This window comes from Clostridium sp. BJN0013 (genome assembly GCF_040939125.1).
In the GTDB taxonomy this organism is placed as follows: domain Bacteria; phylum Bacillota; class Clostridia; order Clostridiales; family Clostridiaceae; genus Clostridium_B.
Window position 1 is genome coordinate 693,710 of record NZ_CP162495.1, and the last position, 24,222, is coordinate 717,931.

Below are 24,222 nucleotides of genomic sequence, written 5' to 3' on the forward strand. Positions count from 1 at the left end.
TCATTACATACTAAAATAGTTTGAGAGTTTTTTTTCATAGAATCTTCTTAAAAATTCACTAAAACTTTAGGAAAATAAAACTTAATTTTCTTAAGTTTTATTTTTTTTGTCTATATGAAAACCACCTGCTATGCAGGTGTGTTCAGAATAGCTTAAGCGGTGAACAAAAAACCTCACTTTGATAAAATAGAAGAGGTCTCGTCAACCAAATCTATAATCAAAGGAGGTTTGCCCTAAATGGACAGTAATAGTTTATCACATACTAAATGGAGATGTAAATATCATGTAGTATTTTCACCCAAATATAGAAGAAAAGAAATATATGGAGAAAAAAGAAAAGAGATAGGAAAAATATTAAGGAAACTTTGTGAATAGAAAGGTGTAGAAATAATAGAGGCGAATGCATGTGAAGATCATATACATATGCTTTTATCGATACCACCAAAGACAAGTGTTTCAAGTTTTATGGGATTCTTGAAGGGAAAAAGTAGTCTAATGATATTTGAGAGATTTTCAAATTTAAAATATAAATATGGAAATAGGCACTTTTGGTGCAGAGGATTCTATGTAGACACAGTTGGAAAAAATAAAAAAGCAATAGAAGAATATATAAGAAATCAACAGAAAGAAGATATGATCGCCGACCAAGTAAGTATGAAGGAATACATGGACCCTTTTAAGGGTAGCAAGTAACATAAATTGCGGCTGGCGAGATCTTTAAGATGCCTTGAGGCATAATGCTGGTAATGTGCCCTTATAGGGCTTAGGAAAAACCACCAGCTAAGCTGGTGGATATTTATTGTAAAATATAGCAGGAAAATTCAAAATATTGTAGAATTTTTAAATTAAAATGCTTTATAGGAGGTATAAAAAAAATGAACTTTTTTAAGAAAAAGCTATTAATGAGAAGTATGAAAATAATAGGTACTTTAATCTTGTTTTTATCACCAATATTTATTACTCCAACATGTACACTTGGTTACCATCAGCCAAAGTGTCCCGATGAACTCTTAAAATAATTAATTAAGCTTTTTATAAATGTTATGATTAAAAATTCTTATAAAGAACATAAAAACATTAATTTTTAATCTATAACATTCATAAAAAGCTCTAAAATGAAAGGAGCTGCTATATTGATTGATGTTATAAGAGAAATAATAATAGACATTATAGAAGCGTCACTTCTTTTAGTAGTTTTTGAATCATTATATGATAAAAAAAAGTTTATAATACAGAATAAAATTAGAACAGTCTTATTTTTTATATTGTTTGTTTGTGGGACTTATTGGAGTACATTTCATATGTTGCCAGTTTATCATGCATTATTTCTTGTAATGTTTGACATTTTATTACTTAGCTGTATTACAAGAATAAAGATTTTTGATTCTATAGTTATAATTTCTTTATTTCTCACAATCCTTTTAACTACAGAAACTTTTATTCAAATTATTGAAATGATTATATTCAATATAAATTTAAAACAAGCTTTTTTAAGTCCCATATACGTGTGGATTGCCACAATAGTATCTATACTGTTGCAAATACTTATTGCAGCAATAATTTTTAAGTTTAACTCATATTTTACTAGACTTAAATTATTTGAAAAAGAAGGGGCTGTATTTGCTAACTTAATAATTGAATTAGGTGTGTTTACTATATTTATATTTTGTATTAATTATGGTATTTTTCATATAAAAAATGTTCAAACCTATAATATCATTATTTTTATTATTTACTTTGTATTTTTGATAGCAAAATTTAGAAGCTTAAAAGAAAAACAACTGGCTGTAAATATAAATGTTAATTACAAAATTCAAAAGCAGCAAATTAAAAATATGGAAGAAATAATAAGCATAATAAGACAGGAAAAGCACGATTTTGCCAACCACATCAATGTTATACAAGGGTTATGTTTATTAAACAAGTCTGATACTGTCGAAAAAATAGATAGTTATGTGCGAAAAATTTCAGGTACATTACATTCTTCGTTTAGATATTTAAATACAGGGAATGATTACATAGATGGTATGTTATCCATAAAAAACAACTATGCAGTAAAAAATAATATTGATTTTGAAGTTTTAATTGATGAACCTTTCAGCTCAATAAAAATTAGAGAAGATGAATTGATAAGTATTATGAGTAATCTTATAGATAATGCATTTGAAGCATTCACTAAATTGGATGTAGGAAATAAAGAAATATCTATTACTACTTTTAAGGAAGATAGAAATTTTTGTATTACGATAGCCGATAATGGAGATGTTATTCCTGAAAATATAATAGAAAAAATTTTCAATAGAGGTTTTTCCACAAAAGTTAAACAAAATGATCTTCATGGATTTGGACTGTATATTACTAAACAATTGGTTGAAAAAAATAATGGGACTATATCTGTAGAAAGTATTCCAGGAAAAACTAAATTTTTAATAAAGTTTAAAATGGAGTAAATAGATAAAGCTCTTACGTAGAAAAGTAACTAAAATATGGTATAATATTAATCAAGAGAATAAAAATGTTTTTAGTTGGACACCTCCCGGAATTTATCTCTTGCAAAAGAGGTCGTCGCGGTTAATTTGACAGCAGAGGAGGTGGCGGTATGGGTGACACTGTGATTATAGTAATATCTATATGTATTACATCATCAGGCTTAACAGCTATGGTGATTGTAGGAACATATTTAAAAGATAGATTAATAATCAAATAATCAAAGGTAAGTCTTCAATTGGAAATTGACTGAAAATGAAATTTCTATAACTGCTGAAGATAAAAACTCAAAAAACTAAAAATGCACCCTTCGCCAAGTAGTGCATTTTTGAACTAAAAACTTTATAAACCATAAACTGTAACGGCTTCTTTTAAATATATTATACCACAACTATATTAAATTTAAACTCATTTAAATTATAAAAATAAAATATGATATAATCTTTGTTAAATAAGGCAGGTGAAAATATGAACAAAGAAGATTTAAAAGCTATGTCTGAATTATTAGATATGAAGCTTGAACCTATAAAAAAACAGCTAGAAGAATTAGAACCTATAAAATCTCAACTTAATGGACTTCAATCTCAAGTTCAAGAAAACACACAGATTTTAAAAGCTCTTGAACATAGCGCAGAAGTGAACAAAGCTGAAAAAGATAAATTAAATAATGATATAGCACATATAAAAGAACATTTAAAAAATATAGATGAAAATATAGATGTAATGAAAGAAATTTTAGGAAGACATGAGGTCGATATTGCTGTATTGAAACGTAGGCCAGTATAAAATTTTATAACCCATAATATTTCCAGAGGTGTATTTTAATGATAGCAGCCATATATTCTCGTAAATCCAAATTCTCTGAAAAAGGGGAATCCGTTGAAAATCAAATTGAGATGTGTAAAGAATACCTTAGAAGAAACTATAATAAAATTGAAGATATAAAAATATATGAGGATGAGGGTTTTAGTGGTGGAAATATCAACAGACCTGAATTTAAAAAACTCCTTATTGATGCTAAAAAGAATAAATTCAATGTTCTTATATGTTACAGACTTGATAGAATAAGCAGAAATGTCGCTGACTTTTCTAATACCATTGAGGAACTCCAAAGACATAATATAGACTTTGTGAGTATAAAGGAACAATTTGACACCAGTTCTCCAATGGGGCGTGCCATGATGAATATAGCTGCAGTATTTGCCCAACTGGAAAGGGAAACAATTACAGAGCGTATCAAAGATAACATGCTTGAACTTGCAAAAACCGGTCGGTGGCTTGGAGGTACTCCTCCATTAGGTTATAGATCGGAAGCAGTAGAATATTTCAATCAATATGGTAAAGATAAAAAGATGTTCAAGTTAAGCATAGTTCCTGAAGAAATAGAAACGGTAAAATTAATCTATAAATTATATTTAGAGAAGAGGGGTTTTGCATCAGTAGCTACCCACATGTGTAAGAATAGGTACAAAGGTAAAAATGGCGGGGAATTTTCAAGAACTACAGTAGAACAAATTATAATCAATCCAGTATACTGTATAAGTGATGAAAATATATTTAAATGGTTTAAGGAACAGGATACTATAACATATGGTGTTCCAGATGGAATACATGGACTAATGGTATATAATAAAAGAAGAGAAAGTGGTAAAAAATCAAATTCCATAGACCAATGGATTGTTTCAATAGGCAGGCATGAAGGAATTATATCCTCTGATATGTGGATAAAATGCCAAGACATATTAAGAGAAAACAAAGCAAAATCCTCTCCACGTTCTGGAACAGGTAATAAATTTCTCCTATCTGGGATGGTAGTATGCAGTGAATGTGGTTCTGGCATGGCCTCATGGTCGCATTATAATAAAAAAAGAAACTTTATGGAGAGATATTATAGGTGCAACCTTAAAAACAGAGCCAGCAACAGATGTAGTAATAAAATGCTTAATGCGTATAAGGCAGAAGAATATATAGAAAATTATCTGCTCGGGTTGGATATGGGAAGTCTAATCTTAATGTATAAAAGCGATAAACCCAAGGTAGATAAAGATTCTATAGTAAAAAAACTTTTCAAACTTAAAAAGCAGATTGATGATAATAATAAAATAATTAAAGGTCTTGTAAGAAAGCTAGCTTTAGAAGAAAACATTGAATTAATCCAGACATTAAAGGAAGAAATAAGTAATACAAAAATAGAAAACAATGAATTACAAAAGCAAATAACAGAATTAACAGGCTCTATGGAGGATTATGAGGTCAAAGAGGACTTTATAAAAATGATAGAGGAATCTTTAATTAATTTTAAGAAGTTCTATAAATTAGTAGATGTAGACAGCAAAAGAATATTAATAAAATCTTTAGTTAAAAACATTATATGGCATGGGGAAAATGAAACCTTAGAAATAAATCCATTGATAAGTAATAAATCAATCCCTCAAGGTATCGTAAGAAGGCGTAACTATTAGTGTTGCGTCTTATTGTGTTTTTGTAATGGTTGCATCAGCCCCTTGTCCTGTTGTAAGTTCTATATCTATACCCTGCTCTTCAAAAAATCCTTGATTTATTGCTACATACATAGGTGCATAAAATGTAGATCTAGCCACCTCGTTTAATTTTATAGTAACTGTGGATTTATTACCTTTTTTACTGCCACTACACCCAGTAAAAACAGTCACTATAAATACAAGACACAATAAAATAGATCCAAGATACAGTTTTTTCTTTATCATATATCCTCCAAAACAATTTTAATATTAATTTATAATATGTAGGTTATTATAGTTATGTTAAAATAATTTTTCATAAACAATTATTGTATTTTAGTTGATTTTAATAAGAATATATACTATAATATTATCATACAAATAATAATTATTTATTAATAATAAATAGGGGGTAAGTAATATGAATGCTTTAGAAATAAAAAAAGATATTTATTGGATAGGAGCTTTAGACCCAGATCTCAGAATATTTGATATAATAATGAATACACCTTATGGAACTACTTATAATTCTTATGTAGTAAAAGGAAGGGAAAAAACTGCTGTATTTGAAACTGCAAAAAAAAGATTCTTTGATGAATTTTTAGAAAGATTAACTTCGGCAAATGTAGATGTAAAAAATATAGATTACATAATAGTTGACCACACAGAACCAGATCATTCAGGATCCATAGCAAAATTATTAGAGCTTTCACCTAATGCAAAACTTGTAGGTTCTGCTGCTGCGATTAGATTTATGAAAGCTATATCAAATAAAAAATTTGACTCTATTGTGGTAAAAGATGGAGACACTTTAAATCTTGGAAATAAAACCCTACAGTTTATTTCTGCACCATTTCTTCACTGGCCTGACTCCATATATACTTACATTCCGGAAGATAATATATTAATTACCTGTGATTCTTTTGGTGCACATTACTGTAGTCCAAAGGTATTCAATGATTTAAATACAGATGAAAAAGGCTATATGGATGCTTTAAAATATTACTTCGATGGTATAATGGGCCCTTTCAAACCTTATGTACTTGAGGCAATTGACAAAATTAAAGATTTGAAAATTGATATCATCTGCCCAGGCCACGGTCCTGTTTTAAGAAAAGATCCTTTGAGAATAGTAAATTTATATAAACAGTGGAGTACACCTTCAAAACCAAATGAAAAAAAATATATAGTAATACCTTACGTATCTGCTTATGGATACACTGAATCTCTTGCAAATAAAATAATTGAAGGAATAAGAGCTTATGGAGATTTTAAAATACAACCTTATAATGTAATCTATAGTAATATGAATGAAATAATTGAAAATATAGGAAAAGCAGATGGTATTTTATTTGGTTCTCCAACTATTAACGGCGATGCCTTAAAACCAATCCTTGACATATTGGTTTCTTTAAATCCTATAGTACACGGTGGTAAAGTGGCTGCTGCCTTTGGCTCTTACGGATGGAGTGGCGAAGCTGTAAGAAATATTGAAGCCAGACTACAGCAACTAAAAATGAATTTATTGACTCCTGGACTTAGGATAAATTTTAAACCATCTGAAGATGAGTTAAATTCTGCTTATAAATTCGGAAAAAATTTTGCGGAAAAAGTTAATCAAAATTCAAACGAAGTATTAGAAGCCCCAAAGACTAAATCCGCAAAGAAATGGAAATGTACTGTCTGCGGTTTTGTAGCAGAGGGTGATACTCCTCCTGCAAACTGCCCTATATGTAACGTTGATGCAAGTAAATTTGTAGAAGTATAATTAAAGTATAGAAAGTATCAAATTATAATATTTAAACTAACAGTACTTACTTAATAAAAGGGAAAATAAAAAACTAAACTGTTCTAAGCACTTAGTTTGTTCAAAATGATTGTTGCTATATGATTTATAATCTAAATTTATGGGCGAGGCTTATCATGTCTTTTACCAATTCAGGCTTGATAAGCTTCACATTTTTATTTTGATATATTCTAATAACATATAGAATTTGATTATAACAAAACAACTATGTACATACCAGCCCATAAATATCTTTTATTTATAATCTAATGTTAATACATATTTATTCTCAATTAAATATAAGTAATTTACTTCACAAATAAATTTTGTAAAAAACATAATATGTACTTTAAAACCATCAATTGATTTTGACTTTAGATAAAATTCAAGCATAAAAATTTTATAAAACTTTAGAGTACTTAATAAATCCATCCTCTATGTTTAATTTTATCATTTTCATTTCATCTAAATACTCCACATAAGATCTTACTATTCTTTCCATTATGATATATTTACATATACCACTTATACTAATATCAAAATTCTCAATAACACTTTTTACAATGGTCTCCATTGTTATCGACCCATTTATAACATTATATATCTTGGCTGCTATATTTCTATAAAAATTCACATTATCTTCTATAAGCTTTGTAATATTGCTATAAATACCTTTATGTGCCACTATGTATTTTTCATATTTAAAATTATAAAGCTTTGTTTTACTTTTTAAATCTTTACTTATAGTATAGGTATAGGGCATTTTAGCCCCTTCCATAACTTCATAACTTATAAGACTATCTCCTAAATATACTACATCATCAGGAGTAACAATACATATATGTGCAGGACTATGTCCCGGTGTATGAATAATTTTAAATTTAATGCCATATACACATATATAGTCCTGATTGTCCAAAATCATAACATCCGTTTTACATACCATATTTCCGAAATTTTCCTTAAGGTCAGATAATGTTTGATATCCGTAATAAAATTTCAAATTATCTATAGAACTACAGATAAAAGCTTCATATTCCGGCATAGCAATAATACAATTATATTTTTCTTTAAAATACGCATTATTGCCCACATGATCTACGTGAGCATGACTACATATTATAGCGGCTAATTTTAAATTATGTCTTTCTAAAAGTTTTTCTATTCCCTCAGTCTCTTCCCCAGCAAGCCCTGAATCCAGCATAATAATTTCTTTATTATTAATTTTATAGAAAGGTATATATGTCATTCCTGTATCAATACAAAATGTATTTCCTTTTATTTTTTTTATTACCATATAATATATTTAGCAATCGTATTAAAAATACAAAATCACCAAATTTTTGCCTCCTTTCTCTAAAGTATACCCTTTTATAACTACCAACATAATTAATATGTGAATATTCACAGTTAAATTATAAAACTAAAAAAATATTATATCAAGTTTAAATATTTTTATTCAAAATTTTATTTTATTAAATTTATATAAATTTCATTAACAGATAACTACTAAAAATTCTCCAAAGCACACATACTAGAAAAATACAATTTTAGAGATAATATTGTAGTATGAGTAAAAAGCTTGAAGTTAAGTTAGCATGTCATGTTAAAACAATCATATAAAACTGAAAAAGACGTAAGAATGAAAATTAGGCTACTTCACTTATTTGTAATTCTACACTTTTTTAAAGGTTACTCAAGTATAAAAGTAGCTAAGCTGGTTCATCAATCTGACTCAATAATTAGAAGATATCTCCATAGATATAACAAATCTGGATTGAAAAGATTAAAGGATATTTCTAGTCCACCTAAATAAATATGTTATTTTCACTGATGACGAATTGAAAGAAGTTAACAAAGCATTGTCTTCAAGCCCAAGAAATGCGGGTTTAAATTCCGGTAACTGGATAGTACACTTTGTAACTTTATTTGTTAAGTACAAACTCAATAAAACTACAACATTAAGTGATGCATAAAATCATCCCTTTTTTTAACTTGACAAATGAAAAATAGAGTTATAAAATAAGTTAGTATTCTTAAGGTAAGAATTCTAATCTTATTGAAGGTGATATGTATGAGATACGAAAAATTGCGAGAATTGCATGACTTGTTGTTTAAAACCATAGGTTTATTCCATGAAAAATTTCTTTGTCAATTTCGTAAAGAAAGCCCACGTTATCTAGGGGTTAAAAAGAATCATATTATGATCATTGGTTTCCTTTATCGGCATCAGACTCTTACTGCAACCGAAATTGCAAAGAAACTAAATATGGAAAAAGGTAGCTTAACCACCTTGATTGATCAATTAGAGGAGTTCGGTCTGGTTACTCGCTGTAAGGATCTTAATGACCGTCGAAAAACCTTGATATCGCTTACAAATGCTGGGAAAGTAGAAATGGAAGCTATGATGAGAAACTCTACTCAGCGTATGAATGAAATCCTAAGTAATGCAGATCCTAATGAGTTGTTAAAATTTATTAGTAGCCTCAGATATGCTGTCGAATTCATGCAAAAAATTAAGAAGGTGAATTAAAAAGTGAATAATACAAATGAACTTAGAGATGGTAAAATTAATAGTCTGTTATGGAAGTTTTCCTGGCCGGCCGTGATTGCTATGCTGATAAATTCTCTGTATAACATTATTGACCGAATATTTGTAGGGCATGGGGTTGGTTCAGTTGCAATTGCGGCCACAACCGTAGCCCTTCCAATCATGCTTATTCTTATGGCAGTATCTGTGCTAATTGGTGTTGGTGCTACATCACTGATCTCTATTCGCTTGGGAGAGAAAAAGTCGGAAGAAGCTGAAAAAATCATCGGCAATGCTACATTATTGTTGATCTTACTGCCAATATGTATCAGCATTATTTATTTCCTTTTTAGCAATCCTATTTTAACTTTTTTTGGGGCCAGTGCTGAGGTTCTACCTTATGCTAAAGAATTTACACATATTATAATGCTGGCATCAGCATTTGGCTCTCTAAGTATGGGAATGGTCAATTTTATCAGAGCTGAAGGTAATCCTAGAATGTCTATGTATACCCAGGTAATTGGAACGGTAATTAATATAGTCTTGAATTATATTTTCGTCATAAAATTAGGCCTTGGAATTAAAGGATCTGCACTGGCAACCGTCTGTGGTCAAACATTTTCAGCAATTTGGGTCTTAAGTTATTTTCTCTGGGGATCTAGTCTTCTCAAAATACGGTTAAAAAATCTCAAATTGAAGAGGAGTTTAGTCTTTAGTATTATGTGTATTGGATTTGCATCTTTTTCTATGCAATTAGCCAACAGTTTACAAAATGTCATTCTGAATAAATCACTAATGACTTATAGTGGGGATATGGCATTATCAGCTATGGGCATTATTGGAAGCATAGCCACTTTAATGTTTATGCCTATTCTTGGTATTAGTCAAGGTGCCCAGCCTATCATCGGCTTTAATTATGGTGCTCAGCAATTTAATAGAGTAAAAGAGACTTTGAAAAAGGCAGTAATTGTGGGTACAATTATTGCAGTAGTCAGCACTGCAGTGGTACATTTATGGTCCACTCAAATTGCTGACATATTTAACAATAATAATATAGAGTTAACCAGACTAACTGCTCATGCAATGTCAGTCTATTTTTTTATGTTTCCTGTAGCAGGTTTTCAAATTGTTTGCTCTCAATATTTTCAGGCAATTGGAAAGCCAATTCAATCCACGATCCTGGGACTATCCAGACAGTTGCTGTTATTGATTCCTCTATTGCTGATATTACCACGTTTTTGGGGTACTGAAGGTGTATGGAGAACTCCACCTATTGCAGATATTCTATCAGCGCTCATAACCGCAATCGTTATATTCTTGGAAGTGAAATACATAAATGAAAATGATATGTCTCAAAATGTTAACTTGAAAAGAGTCAATTCTCAATAAATAATATCCTTGTGTGTAGCAATTTTTCCTTAGTTGATAATGATAATAGATATTTTGCCTTTGATAATAGTTTTAGAAGTGAAAATTAATTATAGACCAACTATTTCAGAGACCTTAAAATGGTACCTAAAGTGATCATTTGGAAAAGTATAAGTAGGATACTGTGGATATATTAGCAATTTTATGGCATTACTATAGCAATGAATTAGAATGAATGTTCTGCAAAAGAGATGTAGTTAGAGGGGGATCTTAAATGAGCTTACTTTATTTACAGTAAATTCAATTTGAAGCAGAAAAACTAGAGCTTGAACTTTCTATAGAGTATAATAAAGATATTTTTCTAAAAAAGATGTATGATTTTATATTGGATTTAAATTTGAAAGACAGTCATAATTATGGTCTATCTATGGTTTGTGTTTTTGTATAGGTAGCAGATAAAACCATGCAGCAGGTACTTAGTGGCAGTTGCGATATAGGATTTTGCGGTCCTGAACAGACCATATATATATATAATCAAAAACGAGAAGATTTTCCTGTAATTTTTGCACAGTTAACTTCCACGGATGGTTCTTTTTTGGTTGGAAGAAATGAAGAAAAAGATTTTAAATGGGAATCTGTAAAAGGAAAAACCATAATTGGAGGAAGACCTGGGGGAGTTCCAGAGATGACATTAGAGTATGTACTTAAAAATCATGGTGTACAACCTGGAAAAGATGTAAATATAATAACAAATCTAGCTTATACTGCTACAGCTGGTGCATTTAAAGCAAATACAGGAGACTATGTAGCCCTTTTTGAACCAACGGCTAGTATGCTCCAGAAAGATAAAAATGGTTATATAGCAGCTTCCATAGGTAAATCTGCAGGTGCCATTCCATATACATGTTATTTTGCTACAAAATCCTATATATCAAAAAATCCTGAAATCATACAAAGATTTACTAAGGCAATTTATCAAGGGCAAATGTGGGTTAAAGAGCACAGTGATGAGGAAGTAGCTCAATCTATAAAATCATTTTTTCCTGGAACTGATGAAGATATATTAAAATCTGTAGTAAAAAATTATAGAGATATAGATGCCTATGCAGATACTCCTGTTATAGAAGAAGAAAATTTAAATAGACTTATGGACATAATACAGTCCTATAAATCTGATTTAATACCCGAAAGACCACCTTTTGATAAGATAGTTAATAATTCTTTTGCAAAAGAAGCTATTAAATAAAGCAGTAAATTAAGGTATAAGTTTTAAGATTGAAAAGTATTCTAATAAGTAATATACTCTCTGTAGAGTAAACAATTAAAGTGATAAATTGTTTACTTTATGGAGGTTTTTTTTATTTTTTCACAGAAATATATTAAATATATTAAGACCATTTAGTCAGGGAAAGGATGATTTTTATGGAAATTGATTATATAACAGTTATTCTTACAATTGTCAATTTTTTAGTGCTGTTTGCAATTATAATAGGCGTATATAAATTAATAAAAGGCTTTAAAAATTTTATTAATAGAAATAAAGATATGGATAGAAAGATAGATAATATTTTAAGTGAATTGAAAAATAAAAGAAATGACTAGTAATACAGGTATATTGGGTTTTCATTTATAAAATTTCTTGACAGCCTAAAAATTAAGGTTATAATAAAAATATATAAAATTAAATCAAATTTAATGACTGTGAAAAAGAGGAGTAGAGATAATAGAGTATAAAGAGAGGAGAACTTATTAGTTGAGAGGTTTTCTATATGAATTATCTCCAAGGTAGCTTTAGAGTCTCTTTGCTGAAATATTCAGTAGGTAAAGACGGTTTCTTAATCGTTATTTTTTAAGGGCCTGTAGTTTTTACGGGAAAAAAGGTGGTAACGCGGACCTCCGTCCTTTATAGGATGGGGGCTTTTTATCGTAAAATAATATCCTACCTTTGCTAATACCCCTAAATTTCTTCAAAGCGGGGGATAAGCACTGCTACGCGCCTGGATAAGTTCTTCTCCTAAAGGATAACGTATTCTAAGTGCTAAAGACACTAAGAATACTGTTAATAAGTTTCAGATGGAGAAAAGCATTATTTATGAGCAAACTCCACATGAACTTAAGAATCACTTGATTACAAAAGGAGGAAATTTAATGTCAGAAAAAAAAGAAATGGCAACTACCTATGATCCCAAAGCATTTGAAGAAAGACTTTATAATATTTGGCAGGAAAAAGGATATTTTACACCTGAAGCAGAACACGGCAAAAAGTCCTATACAATAGTGATCCCACCTCCAAATATTACGGGAAAATTACATTTAGGTCATGCGCTGGATGATACCATCCAAGATATAATAATAAGAACTAAAAGAATGCAGGGGTATAATACATTATGGGTTCCAGGAGAGGACCATGCCAGTATAGCCACGGAAGTGAAAGTAGAAAAAGAACTTTTAAAAGATGGAATTGTAAAAAAGGAAATAGGAAGAGAGGTTTTTCTTGAAAAAACCTGGGAATGGACTGATGAATATAGAGCCAGAATAAGGGAGCAGATGAAAAAATTAGGTTGTTCTGTGGATTTCACAAGAGAAAGATTTACTATGGATGAGGGGTTGAATAAAGCTGTTAGAAAGTTCTTTGTAAAATTATATGAAGAAGGACTTATATATCAGGGAAATAGAATAATAAACTGGTGTCCTAAATGTCATACTGCCATATCCGATGCGGAAATTGAGTACAGTGAACAGCAGGGTCATTTTTGGCATATAAGATATAAAGTAGTTGGCAGTAACGAGTATTTGGAAATAGCAACTACAAGGCCAGAGACCATGTTTGGGGATACAGCTATTGCGGTAAACCCTAAAGATGAGAGATATAAACATTTAGTAGGAAAAACTGCCCTGCTCCCAATTTTAAATAGAGAGATACCAATAGTTTCTGATGATTATGTAGATATGGAATTTGGTACAGGGGCAGTAAAAATAACTCCAGCACACGATCCTAATGACTATTATGTAGGTAAAAGACATAATCTGCCTGAAATTATAGTATTAAATGAAAATGGAACTGTAAAACTTCCTGGAACCAAATATGATGGGCTTGATAGATATGAAGCTAGAAAATTATTGGTAGAGGATTTAGAAGAGCAGGGATTTTTGGTAAAAGTAAAGGAGCATGTACATAATGTAGGATGTCATGACAGATGTGAGACCACCATTGAACCTATGCTCTCGAAGCAGTGGTTTGTAAAGATGGAGTCTCTTGCAAAACCAGCTATTGATGTAGTAAAAAATAAGAAAGTTAAATTTATACCTGAAAGATTTGAAAAGACTTATTTTAACTGGATGGAAAATATTCAGGATTGGTGTATATCCAGGCAGCTTTGGTGGGGGCATAGAATTCCAGTCTGGTACTGCAAAGACTGTGGAGAAGTTATAGTAAGTGATACTGATCCTTCAAAATGTACCAAATGTAATTCCAGTAATATAGAACAGGATAAGGATGTATTGGATACCTGGTTTAGTTCTGCATTGTGGCCTTTTTCCACATTGGGATGGCCTGAAAATACAGAGGATTTAAAGTGTTTTTATCCTAATAATACTTTAGTTACAGGATACGATATAATATTTTTCTGGGTAGCGCGTATGATATTTTCTGGATTGTATTGTATGGATGATATTCCTTTTGAAAATGTATTGATACATGGAATTGTAAGAGATTCAGAAGGAAGAAAAATGTCTAAATCCCTTGGAAATGGTGTAGATCCAATAGAAGTAATAGATGAGTATGGGGCAGATGCACTTAGATTTGCACTTATTACAGGAAATGCACCAGGAAATGATATAAGATATTATCCAGAAAGGGTAGAGTCTGCTAGAAATTTTGCCAATAAAATATGGAATGCTTCAAGATTTGTACTTATGAATTTAGATGAAAATATAATGGATAAGTACAAAGCATGCAGGGAGTATAGTGATGCAGATAAATGGATACTTTCCAGATTAAATACCCTGGTAAAGGAAGTAACGGATAACATAGAGAAGTTTGAACTTGGAATAGCCGCGCAAAAAATATATGATTTTATCTGGGGTGAATTCTGTGACTGGTATATAGAACTTGTTAAACCGGTTATGTACGGTGGAGATGAAAAAGAGAGGGGTGTTGCATACAATGTATTGAATAAGGTACTTATTGTTTCATTACAGTTGCTTCATCCTATAATGCCTTTTATAACGGAGGAAATATATTCTCATCTTTATACGGATTGCGAATCCATAACTATTTCGCCATGGCCAGAGTACAATGAAGAGCTTAAAGATTTAAAAGTAGAAAAGGATATGGAATATATTATAGAGTCCATTAAAGCAATTAGAAATGTGAGAACAGAAATGAATGTTCCCCTTTCCAAGAAGGCAAAGTTATTAGTATATATAACAGAAAAAAATGCACTGGATACCTTTAAAAATGGAGAAGAATACTTTAAAAAATTAGCCTCTGCCAGTGAAATTGAATTTTTAGAGGATAAGAATGAAGCTCCTGAAAATGTAGTATCTGCAGTGACCAGGGGAGCTGAATTATTTATTCCACTTTTAGATCTAGTGGATAGGGATAAAGAAATTGCAAGACTTAATAAGGAAAAAGAAAAGTTGGAAAAGGAAATAAAAAGAGTGGATAATAAGCTTTCAAATGAAAAATTTGTCTCAAAGGCACCAAAATCCGTCGTGGATGGAGAAAGAGAAAAAGGGGATAAATATAGAGAAATACTTAAAACTGTAATGGAAAGATTAGAAAGCCTAAAATAAAATATAGGATGTGGCAATATGAATTATGAAGACACATTGCAGTATATAAACAATATTGCTAAATTTGGGGTGAATTTAGGTCTTGAAAGAACGGAAAAAATACTGGAACTTTTGGATAATCCACATAAAAAAATAAGAACTATACATGTGGCAGGAACCAATGGAAAGGGCTCTATTACAGTGATGATTAGCAAGATATTAATGGAGTCCGGATTTAAGGTAGGTATGTATACTTCTCCTTATTTGGAGGAATTTGAAGAAAGAATTCAAATAAACGGGCAAAATATATCTCATGATGATTTAAGCAGAGTAGTTACCAAAGTATCAAAAGTTGTAGATAGAGTTTTAGAACTTGGCTATGATAATCCTACGGAATTTGAAATAATTACCTGTGCTATGTTTTATTATTTTTGGGAGAAAAAAGTGCAGATAGCAGTAATTGAAGTAGGATTGGGAGGAAGATTTGATTCCACCAATGTTATGCTTCCTTTTTCCAAAGAGTATCAAGGGGGAGTTATGGCAAGTGTAATTGCTTCCATAAGTTATGATCATATGAATATACTGGGAGATACTCTAGAAAAAATAGCTTATGAAAAAGCGGGAATAATCAAAAAAGGTATTCCCGTTATACTTTATCCTCAGCCAGAATCCGTTGAGAAAGTTATATCAAAGATATGTCAGGAAAAGGGTAGTGAACTTATAAGAGTTCCTTTAAATTGTTGTCATTTTATGGGCGAAAATAAAATTAATAATAAAAGCAGAGAATACATGCAGCACATTAAAGTATATACCAAGAAATCTAATTATGATATTAAGTTATCTCTTTTAGGTAAACATCAACTGTTAAATTGTGCTGTAGCTTTATTTACTTTAGAGCAATTATCTAGATATGGCATTTTGATGGATAAATCTGTAATATCAAGAGCATTAGGCAATGTAAGCTGGAAGGGAAGACTTGAAGTTATGGGTAAAAATCCATTGGTAGTAATAGATGGAGCCCACAACATACAGGGGATTTCAATGCTTAAGAAAAATCTATGCAGCTATTTTCAGTATAATCATATGATTTTAATACTTGGTATACTGGCAGATAAAGAAGTGGATACAATGGTAAAGACCATTGTGCCTATTGCAGAAAGAGTTATAGCAGTTACTCCTAAAGATAAAAGAGGAGAGAAAGCCAATAAACTGAAAACTATAATAGAAAAGTATAATTCTAATTGTGAAGATTTTGATGATTATGAGGAAGCCTATAGAAAAGCACTTTCTTATTGCAGTAAAGAGGATTTAATTCTGGTGTGTGGTTCGTTGTATGTGGTGGGGGATATGAGAAAGATTATCAAATAATTTTCATTATATAATCATAGTAATTGTGTAAGTAAAAACATATTTTCATACTGGAAAATATGTTTTTTATTTTTATCTGAAAGTTGGAATTAGCTAATGTGTCTACTTTCTTTAAGGTGGGGATGAATACTGCTGTGCCCCCGAGTGATTTTTCCAATAATTACTAATTTATCACAATAAATTCTTTAAGTGCAGTTGCCAGTTGATCAGGACAGGAAGTACCTTTTCCGTTGCAAGAAATACCCTGTAGTTTTGTTATGGCTTCATTTAAATCCATTCCCTCCACTAATCGGGATATTCCTTGAAGGTTACCATTACATCCTCCTATAAAATTTGCATTTTTAATTTTATTATTAGATATATCAAAATTTATTTGTCTTGAACATACTTCTTTTGTTATATAACTGTACATTTCATCACCCTATTCTTATAGAATTACTTTATAGAATAATTATATAAAATATAAATTACTTATACAAGAAAATAATTTGGTATTGCTATTACCCATTTTGATTCATACTCATATTATATTTGTAGGGGGTGATGGTATTGGACTATCTTTATGTATGTAGCACTTCTTCTGATTTTGTATCGAAGGTTAACTTGGATGATTTTCATGAAGAAAAGAAAATATATTTAAAGTCTAATGATATGATTTATAGAGTTGGACCTCAAGGCATATGTATGGGAAATGACAAGATTATAACTGCAAATAGATATAATAATGCCATAACTATAATAGATACAAAAAATGAAGTTCAAGAAGAAAGTTATTATATAGGAGAGTGCTGTAATGATGCAGTAGTCTATGGTAATAATGTTTATATAATATGTGGAGATTTGAATAGTGTACTAATATTTGACTTAAAATTGAAGAGAGTAGTTGAACGTATACCCTGTGGAAATCTTCCCTATAGTATATGTTTAAACAAGGAAAGAAAACTATTATTAATAGCCAATATGAAAGATGACAGCATAACCTTGATAGATTGTGAAAATAGAGGATATGTGAAAAATATAAGAGTAGGCTGCTATCCCACTAAGGCCGTATTTACAGTGGATGGACAACATATTTTAATATGTGAGAGTAATATAGGTTCGGAATTTAAGGGCAGTATAGCTATTTTATCTTTGAAAAATTATAAAATTATAAATAGAATTATTGTGGGAAATTCTCCTATAGATATTTATTGTAATAGCAGGTATGGCTTTGTATCTAATTTTGGCGATGGAACCATAAGTATTTTAGATATAAATAACTATAAAGAAAAAAAGAGAATAATTGTAGGAGGTATGCCGAGAAATATAGTAAAGTATAAAGATAACTTATATATAGGAGACAATTATAATAGTTTACTTATAAAATTAAATATAAGAGATGAAAGTAAAAAATATATACCTATAGGAGGGGAACCTACAGGTATGATTATAAATTAGAATTTTTAATTTTCCATAAGAGATTCCACAATTTTCTGATAAAGTTCTGAAAAATTTTTTTCCCATTTTTTGCACAATTTTTCTGCTTTTTTATCGGAATCTACATTTAGTTTTATTTCCATTAATATAGAATCATTCTCTGATATCTTTAAGTCTACAATAAAATTATTTTTGTCTTTTAAAACGTGGGTATTTATTGCAAGGTGTTCTTTTATGTTTTTGCTCTGTTTCTCCAAATAATGGTTTATAATATCCAGTTTGTCTTTTGAAATTCTGTTTTTAAATAAACATAGTACTTTTAGCCCCTTTTTAGTAATTACTAGATTATGATTATTAGCTTTATCTATATAACTGATAAAATTAGAAGATAAAAGTTCATTTAAATATTGTTTCATAGTGAAATAATTTATAAAATCATTCTCTAATATAATTTCAGTTATATCATTATCTGAAATAGGGAGTTTGATTTTTTTAAATATATAAAGTAATAATAATTTGTTTTCTGCTAGTTCCAAAGTATCTTCAAACATTATAAAATCCTCTCCATATAAATTCGAAATACTATAATTATATATATTATAACATAAAGTATTTCAACATAATTAACATGTTAAACAATAAATTTTTATATTCCTGTAATATTTATTAATATAGAATACTATATAAAGTTATGAAAATAAATATATATAGGAGGAAGAAAATTGAAAGCAAGACTTATAAAAAAGATATTTATGTCAACTTTATTGCTGTTTATAGCTATTTTAATATCTGTATTTACAAATTATAGATATAGGGGAACTTTTATAAATACAAACAAAAAGATTCCTATTTACTGTGTTGATACAAAAGAAAAAAAGGTTGCTATAACTTTTGATGTGAGTTTAGGAGATGAGTATATTGAAGATATATTAAATATACTAGATAAATATAATATTAAAGCTACATTTTTTGTAGTAGGGGATTGGATAGATAGAAATCCTGATAAATTGAAGCAGATACATGAAAGAGGACATGAAATAGGTAATCATTCCGACAGACACCCTAATATGACTAAAATATCAGAGGAAAAAATTATAGAAGATATAAATATAAATGAAGCTAAAATAAGAAATATCATAGCTTCTGGAACAAAATTATTTAGATGTCCTGAGGGGGCGTATAATGACAGTGTTATAAATACAGTAGAAAAGTCAGGATATTATTGTATTCAATGGGATGTAGACAGTATAGACTGGAGGGAACAAGGGGCAGATATTGAATATAACAGAGTAATAAAGAACATAAAACCAGGCTCCATAATATTATTTCATAATACAGCTAAGTACACCCCGGAAAATTTACCTAGGATAATAAAAAAATTGAGTGAAGAGGGATATAAGTTTGTTAAAGTGGGAGATTTAATTTATAAAGATAATTATAGATTAGATAATGAAGGAAAACAAATAAGTAATTAATTTGATTTATATTATAACTATTATTGAAAAATAGAATAAATATGTATTATAATGGCAATGAGGAAAATCAACAAATATAGAACATTAAGTAAAATAAATTTCTAATCTTTTGCTCCACATGTATTTTGCATACCTTAGTATAAAAAAGTATATCCTGTTTAAAATAATTTTAAACCAGTATATATTTTGACAGGGGGCAATAAATATGAAATCTGTAAAAATTATAGGAAGTAGCTACAAATTCACAACTTACTTAATGAATCTATTTGATAAAATCAATGTAAGCTATAATATTTTTATAAATGATAATGATAACAAAAAGGTGGAATATATAATCTTAAATTCTATAAATGAAGAATTTAAGATTTTAAATAGCGGATATTGTTTTGTAAATATGGATTTAATAAATAGAGAAAAAAGTAATGTGGATATATGTGGATATATTATAACTTATGGATTGGGAAGTAAAAATACAGTTACTATATCTAGTTTGGATTATAATAGTGGTTTTGTATATTGTCTTCAAAGAGATATTATGTGCAGAGGAAAAGTTGTAGAGGCACAGGAAATTCCAGTAAATGTTATTCTAAAAGACATAGAAGAACTTTATGCTTCTATGATAGCTATAACCATAGGCTTGATGGAAGGATCTTACAATAATGCTTTATTTAAAAATAAAATACTTAATGTTTAAATTTAAATATTTTAAGTATTTAAAGTATATTTTTGTTTTTTAATGAATACTTATATGGTAATGATATATTTAAAACTAAGGGAAAGAGGGGTTTATGATGGACAATTTAATGTTAAATAATAAAATTTATCTTGAAGGTAAGGTGATTTCGGAACTACAATTTAGCCATGAAATGTATGGAGAAGGTTTTTATACTTTTAATATTGAAGTTCCAAGGTTAAGTGAAAGTAAAGATATATTATTTATTACTATTTCAGAAAGGCTTATAGAAGGAATGGATATAAAGGTAGGAACGGAAATTATAGTAGAGGGACAATTGAGATCCTACAATAAATTTGTAGATGGAGGAAATAGATTAATATTAACTGTATTTGCTAGGAATATAGAGCTGTGCATTGAAAAAAGTAAAAACCCAAATCAAATTTTTCTTGATGGATTCATATGTAAAGAACCGGTTTATAGGACAACTCCTTTTGGTAGGGAAATTTCAGATATGTTGTTAGCTGTAAATAGAGCCTATAATAAATCTGATTACATACCTACTATTGCTTGGGGAAGAAATTCTAGATTCTGCAAATCATTAAAAGTTAGCGACAATATAAGAATATGGGGAAGATTACAGAGTAGGGAGTATCAGAAAAAAATATCCGATACGGAAACAATAAAAAAAGTAGCCTACGAAGTTTCTATATCGAAGATGGAAAAGGTAAACAAAGATAAAGATCATGAAACTGTGGAAGAAAAAGAAAACTTTTCCCATGAAGATGAGGAAAATTGTGAAAAAAATGGGGAAGGGGAAGAAAATTTAAATGAAAATGTAGAAGATAAACGTATATGTTAAAATTTGTGTTTATTTTCAGGGATGAAAGATTCATCCCTGTTTAAATATTTATTTTCTTAAATCTGCTAAAATTTTAGTCTTACCTTTTGTCATATCATCCACAGATTTTAGTATTCTTGCGGGAGTACCTCCGGCTACAACTCCGTCTGGTACATCTTCTATTACTATTGAGCCTGCCGCAATTACAGAGCCTTTTCCAACCTTAACTCCCTCTAGAATAACGGAATTAGCACCTATAAGTACATCATCACCTATTTCGCAAGGTGATTTACTAGGTGGTTCTAGAACTCCTGCCACTACGGCACCGGCACCTAGATGAACATTTTTGCCCAATTTTCCTCTGGCACCCACAACGGCATTCATATCTATCATGGTACCTTCCCCTATTTCTGCACCTATGTTTATTACCGCTCCCATCATAATAACTGCATTTTTACCTATTTTTACTTTATCCCGTATTATAGCACCAGGTTCTATTCTGGCATCTATGTTTATTAAATCTATAAGTGGGATAGCAGAATTTCTTCTATCTTGTTCTATTCTAAATTGTTCAATTTTATTTCTGTTTTCATCCACAAATTTACATATATCTGTACTCTCTCCAAAAAGAACATAAAAATTATTGCTGCCATAACATTCTATGTTTTTCAGATTACAGCTTGATATATTGCCTTGAAGGTAAACTTTAAGGGGAGTAGATTTTTTAGCTTCTTTTATGTATTTAGCTATCTGATAAGGGTCTGTAAGATCATATTTTGTTTCCATAAATTAAATCATCCTTTCATTTTTAATCTATAATCAATTTTCATGGGGATTGTTGTATTTTCAGTTTTTTAAACAAATTATAACATATAAATATTTTTTTATCCATACAAATATAAGGGATTAGATTTTTTTTAAGCTTTGCAGAAGCTTTCCTATCTCCTGGTGTGTGAATTTGTAGGATTTATTGCAAAAATTGCACTTCAACTCTTCAGATTTTTTATCCAGGTAAATTTGTTCTAAATCTTTTATACCTATACTTATAAGTGCTTTTTCTACTCTTTCTCTGGAACAGTCACATTTATAGATGGGGTACAGTGTGTCTAGTATTTTTAAATCCATATCTTGAAATATAGTGTTTAATATTTCAATTATAGTCAGTCCATCTCCTATCATGTGGGATATGGAAGGCATATCTTGTAATCTATAAGTTATCAAATCCGATAAAAGATTGTCTGCCTCAGGCATCATTTGAATTATAAAACCCCCAGAACCCTTTATAGTTAAATCTGTATCCACTAAAACACCAAGGGCTACTGCAGAAGGAGTTTGTTCTGAAACTGTAAAATAGTAGGCCAGATCATCCCCTATTTCTCCAGTTTGTATGGGAACTTGACTGGAGTAAGGTTCTTTCAATCCCATATCTCGTATTACAGTCAGATTGCCATTTATGCCTATAATTCCTCCTACATCAAGTTTACCTTTATTATTTGCAGGTAAGTCTGCAGAAGGATTTCCAATATATCCTTTTACGTGGGCATCAGCATAGGAAGTTACAATTATACCTTTGGCTATGCCATCTCCTGATATTTTAACGGTCAGACTATCTTTAGATGATTTTAGCATTGCTCCCATAAGGCTGCCTGCAGTAAGCATTCTTCCAAAAGCAGCAGCAGCGGTAGGAGCACAGTTGTGAATTTTAACAGCTTCATTTACCAAGTTGATAGTTGAGGCCGCTATTATTCTAATATTATCATCTTTAGCTGTAGCTCGTACTAATTTATCTTGCATTTTATGTTTCATCTCCTTATAAGTAAAAGTATAATTATATACCTTTTTTTACCACATAGACTATTCTTAGAGAAGTAGGTGTAACAAGTTTATCCTGATAATTATCTAGTTTGGTTATAATATGTAAATTACAATCTGTGAGAGTTTTTTCAATGTAATCACAAGTATAAGCCCTTTCTCTATGATGTTCATCAAATCGTTTATATAGATCTTCATGCTTTATAAAAAAAGTAAGATACATGTCTACAATTTCATTCTCTAAAAAATTTTCCCATATGTAAGTTATTTGTTCACTATCATAAGTATAAGTATTATCTCCCAGTATATTAGTGATTTTATAATGAGAATTTATATCAAATATGAATATCCCATTGGAAGTTAAATGATTAAATACACTTTTAAAGTAATCTTTTAGAGCTGATTCATCCAGTATATAATTTGTGGAATCAAGACAGCAGGTTATAAGATCAAATTTTCTATTTAAGTTAAGTTGACTTATATTCTGGCGTATTAGATTTACTTTTAATCCTTTGCTTCTTAATTTTTTATCTGCTTCTGTTAGCATTTCATTTGATAAATCTACACCCCAGACAATTTGGAAATAGGGGGCCAATTTTTCTGTTAAATTACCTGTTCCACAAGCTAAATCAAGGTAGCTTTTTTTGTGGACATTTAATCCTTCACATAAATTTATAATTTTTTTATGCCATATATTATAATCTATATCAGTGTTTATCAAAGTATCATATATATGGGCAAATTTTTCATAACATTTCATTTATGTTTTATGAAAAACCTATAAATAAGGTTTTTATTCCTTTCTTCAATTTATCTTTATATTATAAAATTTAAATAAATTATTTTTTACATATGAGTATTATTATAGTACATATTTTAATATAAGGTAATATTTTTTACTACAAATCTTTAAAGTTATCTTTATTATTCAATAGAATCTCATTTTTGGGGATGTTAAGCTCTTTTTTCTTCTTCGTCATTATGCCGCCAATTCTTCCTGTTTCTTCAGCAGTCAACCCACTCCATCCATAGGTATCGATTTTTTCTTTTAATCCTAATTCCTCTGCTATTTCATATTTTAATTGTTCTCTTAATTTTTCTATTTCACTAAGTTCTTTGTGTGATTTTAGTTTAGCCTTTATAATTTTTTTAAGCGGTGTTTTTGCCATTATTACCATCCTCCCACTTTTACTATAAATTATTTTTACCT

The 24,222-nt window shown here is 29.7% G+C and carries 23 protein-coding genes, 1 pseudogene and 1 other annotated feature; of the genes and pseudogenes, 16 read left to right on the top strand and 8 right to left on the bottom strand.

Annotation, left to right across the window (positions count from 1 at the left end; translation table 11 throughout):
- The first annotated feature begins 237 nt into the window (after positions 1-237).
- From tnpA to AB3K27_RS03790, 5 genes and pseudogenes are all read left to right on the top strand, one after another.
- Positions 238-693: pseudogene (gene tnpA / locus AB3K27_RS03770) on the top strand (IS200/IS605 family transposase).
- 182 nt (positions 694-875) lie between these two features.
- Entirely contained in the window at positions 876-1,019 is a 144-nt protein-coding gene (locus AB3K27_RS03775; protein ID WP_368489916.1) for a cyclic lactone autoinducer peptide, read from the top strand.
- A 117-nt stretch (positions 1,020-1,136) separates the two neighbouring features.
- Entirely contained in the window at positions 1,137-2,450 is a 1,314-nt protein-coding gene (locus tag AB3K27_RS03780; RefSeq protein ID WP_368491161.1) for a sensor histidine kinase, read from the top strand.
- 505 nt (positions 2,451-2,955) lie between these two features.
- Complete coding sequence (locus AB3K27_RS03785) at positions 2,956-3,273, top strand: hypothetical protein (RefSeq protein ID WP_368489917.1); 318 nt, start codon at positions 2,956-2,958, stop codon at positions 3,271-3,273.
- Between the two features lie 38 nt (positions 3,274-3,311).
- A complete protein-coding gene (locus tag AB3K27_RS03790; protein ID WP_368489918.1) occupies positions 3,312-4,949 on the top strand; it encodes a recombinase family protein in 1,638 nt (545 codons plus the stop codon).
- A gap of 9 nt (positions 4,950-4,958) precedes the next feature.
- Here the strand turns inward: AB3K27_RS03790 and AB3K27_RS03795 are convergent, their stop codons facing one another.
- The gene (locus AB3K27_RS03795) at positions 4,959-5,213 is read right to left on the bottom strand and encodes an ABC transporter substrate-binding protein (RefSeq protein WP_368489919.1); all 255 of its coding nucleotides are present in this window, start codon (positions 5,211-5,213) and stop codon (positions 4,959-4,961) included.
- 175 nt (positions 5,214-5,388) lie between these two features.
- Here AB3K27_RS03795 and AB3K27_RS03800 point away from each other — a divergent pair, with 175 nt between their 5' ends.
- Complete coding sequence (locus tag AB3K27_RS03800; RefSeq protein ID WP_368489920.1) at positions 5,389-6,735, top strand: MBL fold metallo-hydrolase; 1,347 nt, start codon at positions 5,389-5,391, stop codon at positions 6,733-6,735.
- 418 nt (positions 6,736-7,153) lie between these two features.
- Here AB3K27_RS03800 and AB3K27_RS03805 read toward each other — a convergent pair whose 3' ends face one another.
- Complete coding sequence (locus tag AB3K27_RS03805; protein ID WP_368489921.1) at positions 7,154-8,050, bottom strand: MBL fold metallo-hydrolase; 897 nt, start codon at positions 8,048-8,050, stop codon at positions 7,154-7,156.
- A 777-nt stretch (positions 8,051-8,827) separates the two neighbouring features.
- On the opposite strand from AB3K27_RS03805, the gene AB3K27_RS03810 reads away from it, so the two are divergent.
- The 6 genes from AB3K27_RS03810 (at position 8,828) to AB3K27_RS03835 (ending at position 16,795) form a co-directional block, all read left to right on the top strand.
- Complete coding sequence (locus AB3K27_RS03810) at positions 8,828-9,286, top strand: MarR family winged helix-turn-helix transcriptional regulator (RefSeq protein ID WP_368489922.1); 459 nt, start codon at positions 8,828-8,830, stop codon at positions 9,284-9,286.
- A gap of 3 nt (positions 9,287-9,289) precedes the next feature.
- A complete protein-coding gene (locus AB3K27_RS03815; RefSeq protein ID WP_368489923.1) occupies positions 9,290-10,672 on the top strand; it encodes an MATE family efflux transporter in 1,383 nt (460 codons plus the stop codon).
- A 442-nt stretch (positions 10,673-11,114) separates the two neighbouring features.
- Positions 11,115-11,897, top strand: coding sequence for an ABC transporter substrate-binding protein (locus AB3K27_RS03820; RefSeq protein ID WP_368489924.1), 783 nt, complete (start codon positions 11,115-11,117; stop codon positions 11,895-11,897).
- Between the two features lie 176 nt (positions 11,898-12,073).
- Entirely contained in the window at positions 12,074-12,253 is a 180-nt protein-coding gene (locus AB3K27_RS03825) for a hypothetical protein (RefSeq protein ID WP_368489925.1), read from the top strand.
- Positions 12,254-12,343: 90 nt separating this feature from the next.
- Positions 12,344-12,558, top strand: a binding site (T-box leader).
- 241 nt (positions 12,559-12,799) lie between these two features.
- Positions 12,800-15,448: a valine--tRNA ligase gene (locus tag AB3K27_RS03830; RefSeq protein ID WP_368489926.1), complete on the top strand. Its 2,649-nt coding sequence runs from the start codon at positions 12,800-12,802 to the stop codon at positions 15,446-15,448.
- An 18-nt stretch (positions 15,449-15,466) separates the two neighbouring features.
- Positions 15,467-16,795: a folylpolyglutamate synthase/dihydrofolate synthase family protein gene (locus AB3K27_RS03835; protein ID WP_368489927.1), complete on the top strand. Its 1,329-nt coding sequence runs from the start codon at positions 15,467-15,469 to the stop codon at positions 16,793-16,795.
- A 163-nt stretch (positions 16,796-16,958) separates the two neighbouring features.
- Here the strand turns inward: AB3K27_RS03835 and AB3K27_RS03840 are convergent, their stop codons facing one another.
- On the bottom strand, positions 16,959-17,207 hold the full coding sequence (locus AB3K27_RS03840; RefSeq protein ID WP_368489928.1) for a TIGR03905 family TSCPD domain-containing protein: 249 nt from the start codon (positions 17,205-17,207) through the stop codon (positions 16,959-16,961).
- A gap of 137 nt (positions 17,208-17,344) precedes the next feature.
- Between AB3K27_RS03840 and AB3K27_RS03845 the strand changes: the two genes are divergently transcribed.
- A complete protein-coding gene (locus AB3K27_RS03845) occupies positions 17,345-18,232 on the top strand; it encodes a YncE family protein (RefSeq protein ID WP_368489929.1) in 888 nt (295 codons plus the stop codon).
- A gap of 5 nt (positions 18,233-18,237) precedes the next feature.
- Here AB3K27_RS03845 and AB3K27_RS03850 read toward each other — a convergent pair whose 3' ends face one another.
- Positions 18,238-18,762, bottom strand: a complete 525-nt coding sequence (locus tag AB3K27_RS03850; protein WP_368489930.1) for a DUF4364 family protein — start codon at positions 18,760-18,762, stop codon at positions 18,238-18,240.
- A gap of 171 nt (positions 18,763-18,933) precedes the next feature.
- On the opposite strand from AB3K27_RS03850, the gene pdaB reads away from it, so the two are divergent.
- The 3 genes from pdaB (at position 18,934) to AB3K27_RS03865 (ending at position 21,221) form a co-directional block, all read left to right on the top strand.
- On the top strand, positions 18,934-19,686 hold the full coding sequence (pdaB, locus tag AB3K27_RS03855) for a polysaccharide deacetylase family sporulation protein PdaB (RefSeq protein ID WP_368489931.1): 753 nt from the start codon (positions 18,934-18,936) through the stop codon (positions 19,684-19,686).
- 205 nt (positions 19,687-19,891) lie between these two features.
- Positions 19,892-20,380, top strand: coding sequence for a hypothetical protein (locus AB3K27_RS03860; protein ID WP_368489932.1), 489 nt, complete (start codon positions 19,892-19,894; stop codon positions 20,378-20,380).
- Between the two features lie 97 nt (positions 20,381-20,477).
- Positions 20,478-21,221, top strand: a complete 744-nt coding sequence (locus AB3K27_RS03865) for a single-stranded DNA-binding protein (RefSeq protein WP_368491162.1) — start codon at positions 20,478-20,480, stop codon at positions 21,219-21,221.
- Positions 21,222-21,269: 48 nt separating this feature from the next.
- On the opposite strand, the gene dapD is transcribed toward AB3K27_RS03865, so the two are convergent.
- From dapD to AB3K27_RS03885, 4 genes are all read right to left on the bottom strand, one after another.
- Positions 21,270-21,986 (bottom strand): 2,3,4,5-tetrahydropyridine-2,6-dicarboxylate N-acetyltransferase, encoded by a 717-nt coding sequence (gene dapD, locus AB3K27_RS03870; protein WP_368489933.1) that lies wholly within the window; start codon positions 21,984-21,986, stop codon positions 21,270-21,272.
- A 120-nt stretch (positions 21,987-22,106) separates the two neighbouring features.
- Entirely contained in the window at positions 22,107-22,994 is an 888-nt protein-coding gene (gene hslO / locus AB3K27_RS03875) for an Hsp33 family molecular chaperone HslO (protein WP_368489934.1), read from the bottom strand.
- 34 nt (positions 22,995-23,028) lie between these two features.
- The gene (locus tag AB3K27_RS03880) at positions 23,029-23,772 is read right to left on the bottom strand and encodes a class I SAM-dependent methyltransferase (RefSeq protein ID WP_368489936.1); all 744 of its coding nucleotides are present in this window, start codon (positions 23,770-23,772) and stop codon (positions 23,029-23,031) included.
- 139 nt (positions 23,773-23,911) lie between these two features.
- Positions 23,912-24,181 (bottom strand): small, acid-soluble spore protein, alpha/beta type, encoded by a 270-nt coding sequence (locus tag AB3K27_RS03885; RefSeq protein WP_368489937.1) that lies wholly within the window; start codon positions 24,179-24,181, stop codon positions 23,912-23,914.
- Positions 24,182-24,222 lie beyond the last annotated feature (41 nt).

Excerpts from the sequence above, each read along its gene's own strand:
- AB3K27_RS03775 (WP_368489916.1), top strand. The coding sequence starts at position 876 with ATGAACTTTTTTAAGAAAAAGCTATTAATGAGAAGTATGAAAATAATA.
- AB3K27_RS03785 (WP_368489917.1), top strand. The coding sequence starts at position 2,956 with ATGAACAAAGAAGATTTAAAAGCTATGTCTGAATTATTAGATATGAAG.
- AB3K27_RS03790 (WP_368489918.1), top strand. The coding sequence starts at position 3,312 with ATGATAGCAGCCATATATTCTCGTAAATCCAAATTCTCTGAAAAAGGG.
- AB3K27_RS03795 (WP_368489919.1), bottom strand. The coding sequence starts at position 5,213 with ATGATAAAGAAAAAACTGTATCTTGGATCTATTTTATTGTGTCTTGTA.
- AB3K27_RS03800 (WP_368489920.1), top strand. The coding sequence starts at position 5,389 with ATGAATGCTTTAGAAATAAAAAAAGATATTTATTGGATAGGAGCTTTA.
- AB3K27_RS03805 (WP_368489921.1), bottom strand. The coding sequence starts at position 8,050 with ATGGTAATAAAAAAAATAAAAGGAAATACATTTTGTATTGATACAGGA.
- AB3K27_RS03810 (WP_368489922.1), top strand. The coding sequence starts at position 8,828 with ATGAGATACGAAAAATTGCGAGAATTGCATGACTTGTTGTTTAAAACC.
- AB3K27_RS03820 (WP_368489924.1), top strand. The coding sequence starts at position 11,115 with ATGCAGCAGGTACTTAGTGGCAGTTGCGATATAGGATTTTGCGGTCCT.
- AB3K27_RS03825 (WP_368489925.1), top strand. The coding sequence starts at position 12,074 with ATGGAAATTGATTATATAACAGTTATTCTTACAATTGTCAATTTTTTA.
- AB3K27_RS03830 (WP_368489926.1), top strand. The coding sequence starts at position 12,800 with ATGTCAGAAAAAAAAGAAATGGCAACTACCTATGATCCCAAAGCATTT.
- AB3K27_RS03835 (WP_368489927.1), top strand. The coding sequence starts at position 15,467 with ATGAATTATGAAGACACATTGCAGTATATAAACAATATTGCTAAATTT.
- AB3K27_RS03840 (WP_368489928.1), bottom strand. The coding sequence starts at position 17,207 with ATGTACAGTTATATAACAAAAGAAGTATGTTCAAGACAAATAAATTTT.
- AB3K27_RS03850 (WP_368489930.1), bottom strand. The coding sequence starts at position 18,762 with ATGTTTGAAGATACTTTGGAACTAGCAGAAAACAAATTATTATTACTT.
- AB3K27_RS03860 (WP_368489932.1), top strand. The coding sequence starts at position 19,892 with ATGAAATCTGTAAAAATTATAGGAAGTAGCTACAAATTCACAACTTAC.
- AB3K27_RS03865 (WP_368491162.1), top strand. The coding sequence starts at position 20,478 with ATGGACAATTTAATGTTAAATAATAAAATTTATCTTGAAGGTAAGGTG.
- dapD (WP_368489933.1), bottom strand. The coding sequence starts at position 21,986 with ATGGAAACAAAATATGATCTTACAGACCCTTATCAGATAGCTAAATAC.
- hslO (WP_368489934.1), bottom strand. The coding sequence starts at position 22,994 with ATGCAAGATAAATTAGTACGAGCTACAGCTAAAGATGATAATATTAGA.
- AB3K27_RS03880 (WP_368489936.1), bottom strand. The coding sequence starts at position 23,772 with ATGAAATGTTATGAAAAATTTGCCCATATATATGATACTTTGATAAAC.
- AB3K27_RS03885 (WP_368489937.1), bottom strand. The coding sequence starts at position 24,181 with ATGGCAAAAACACCGCTTAAAAAAATTATAAAGGCTAAACTAAAATCA.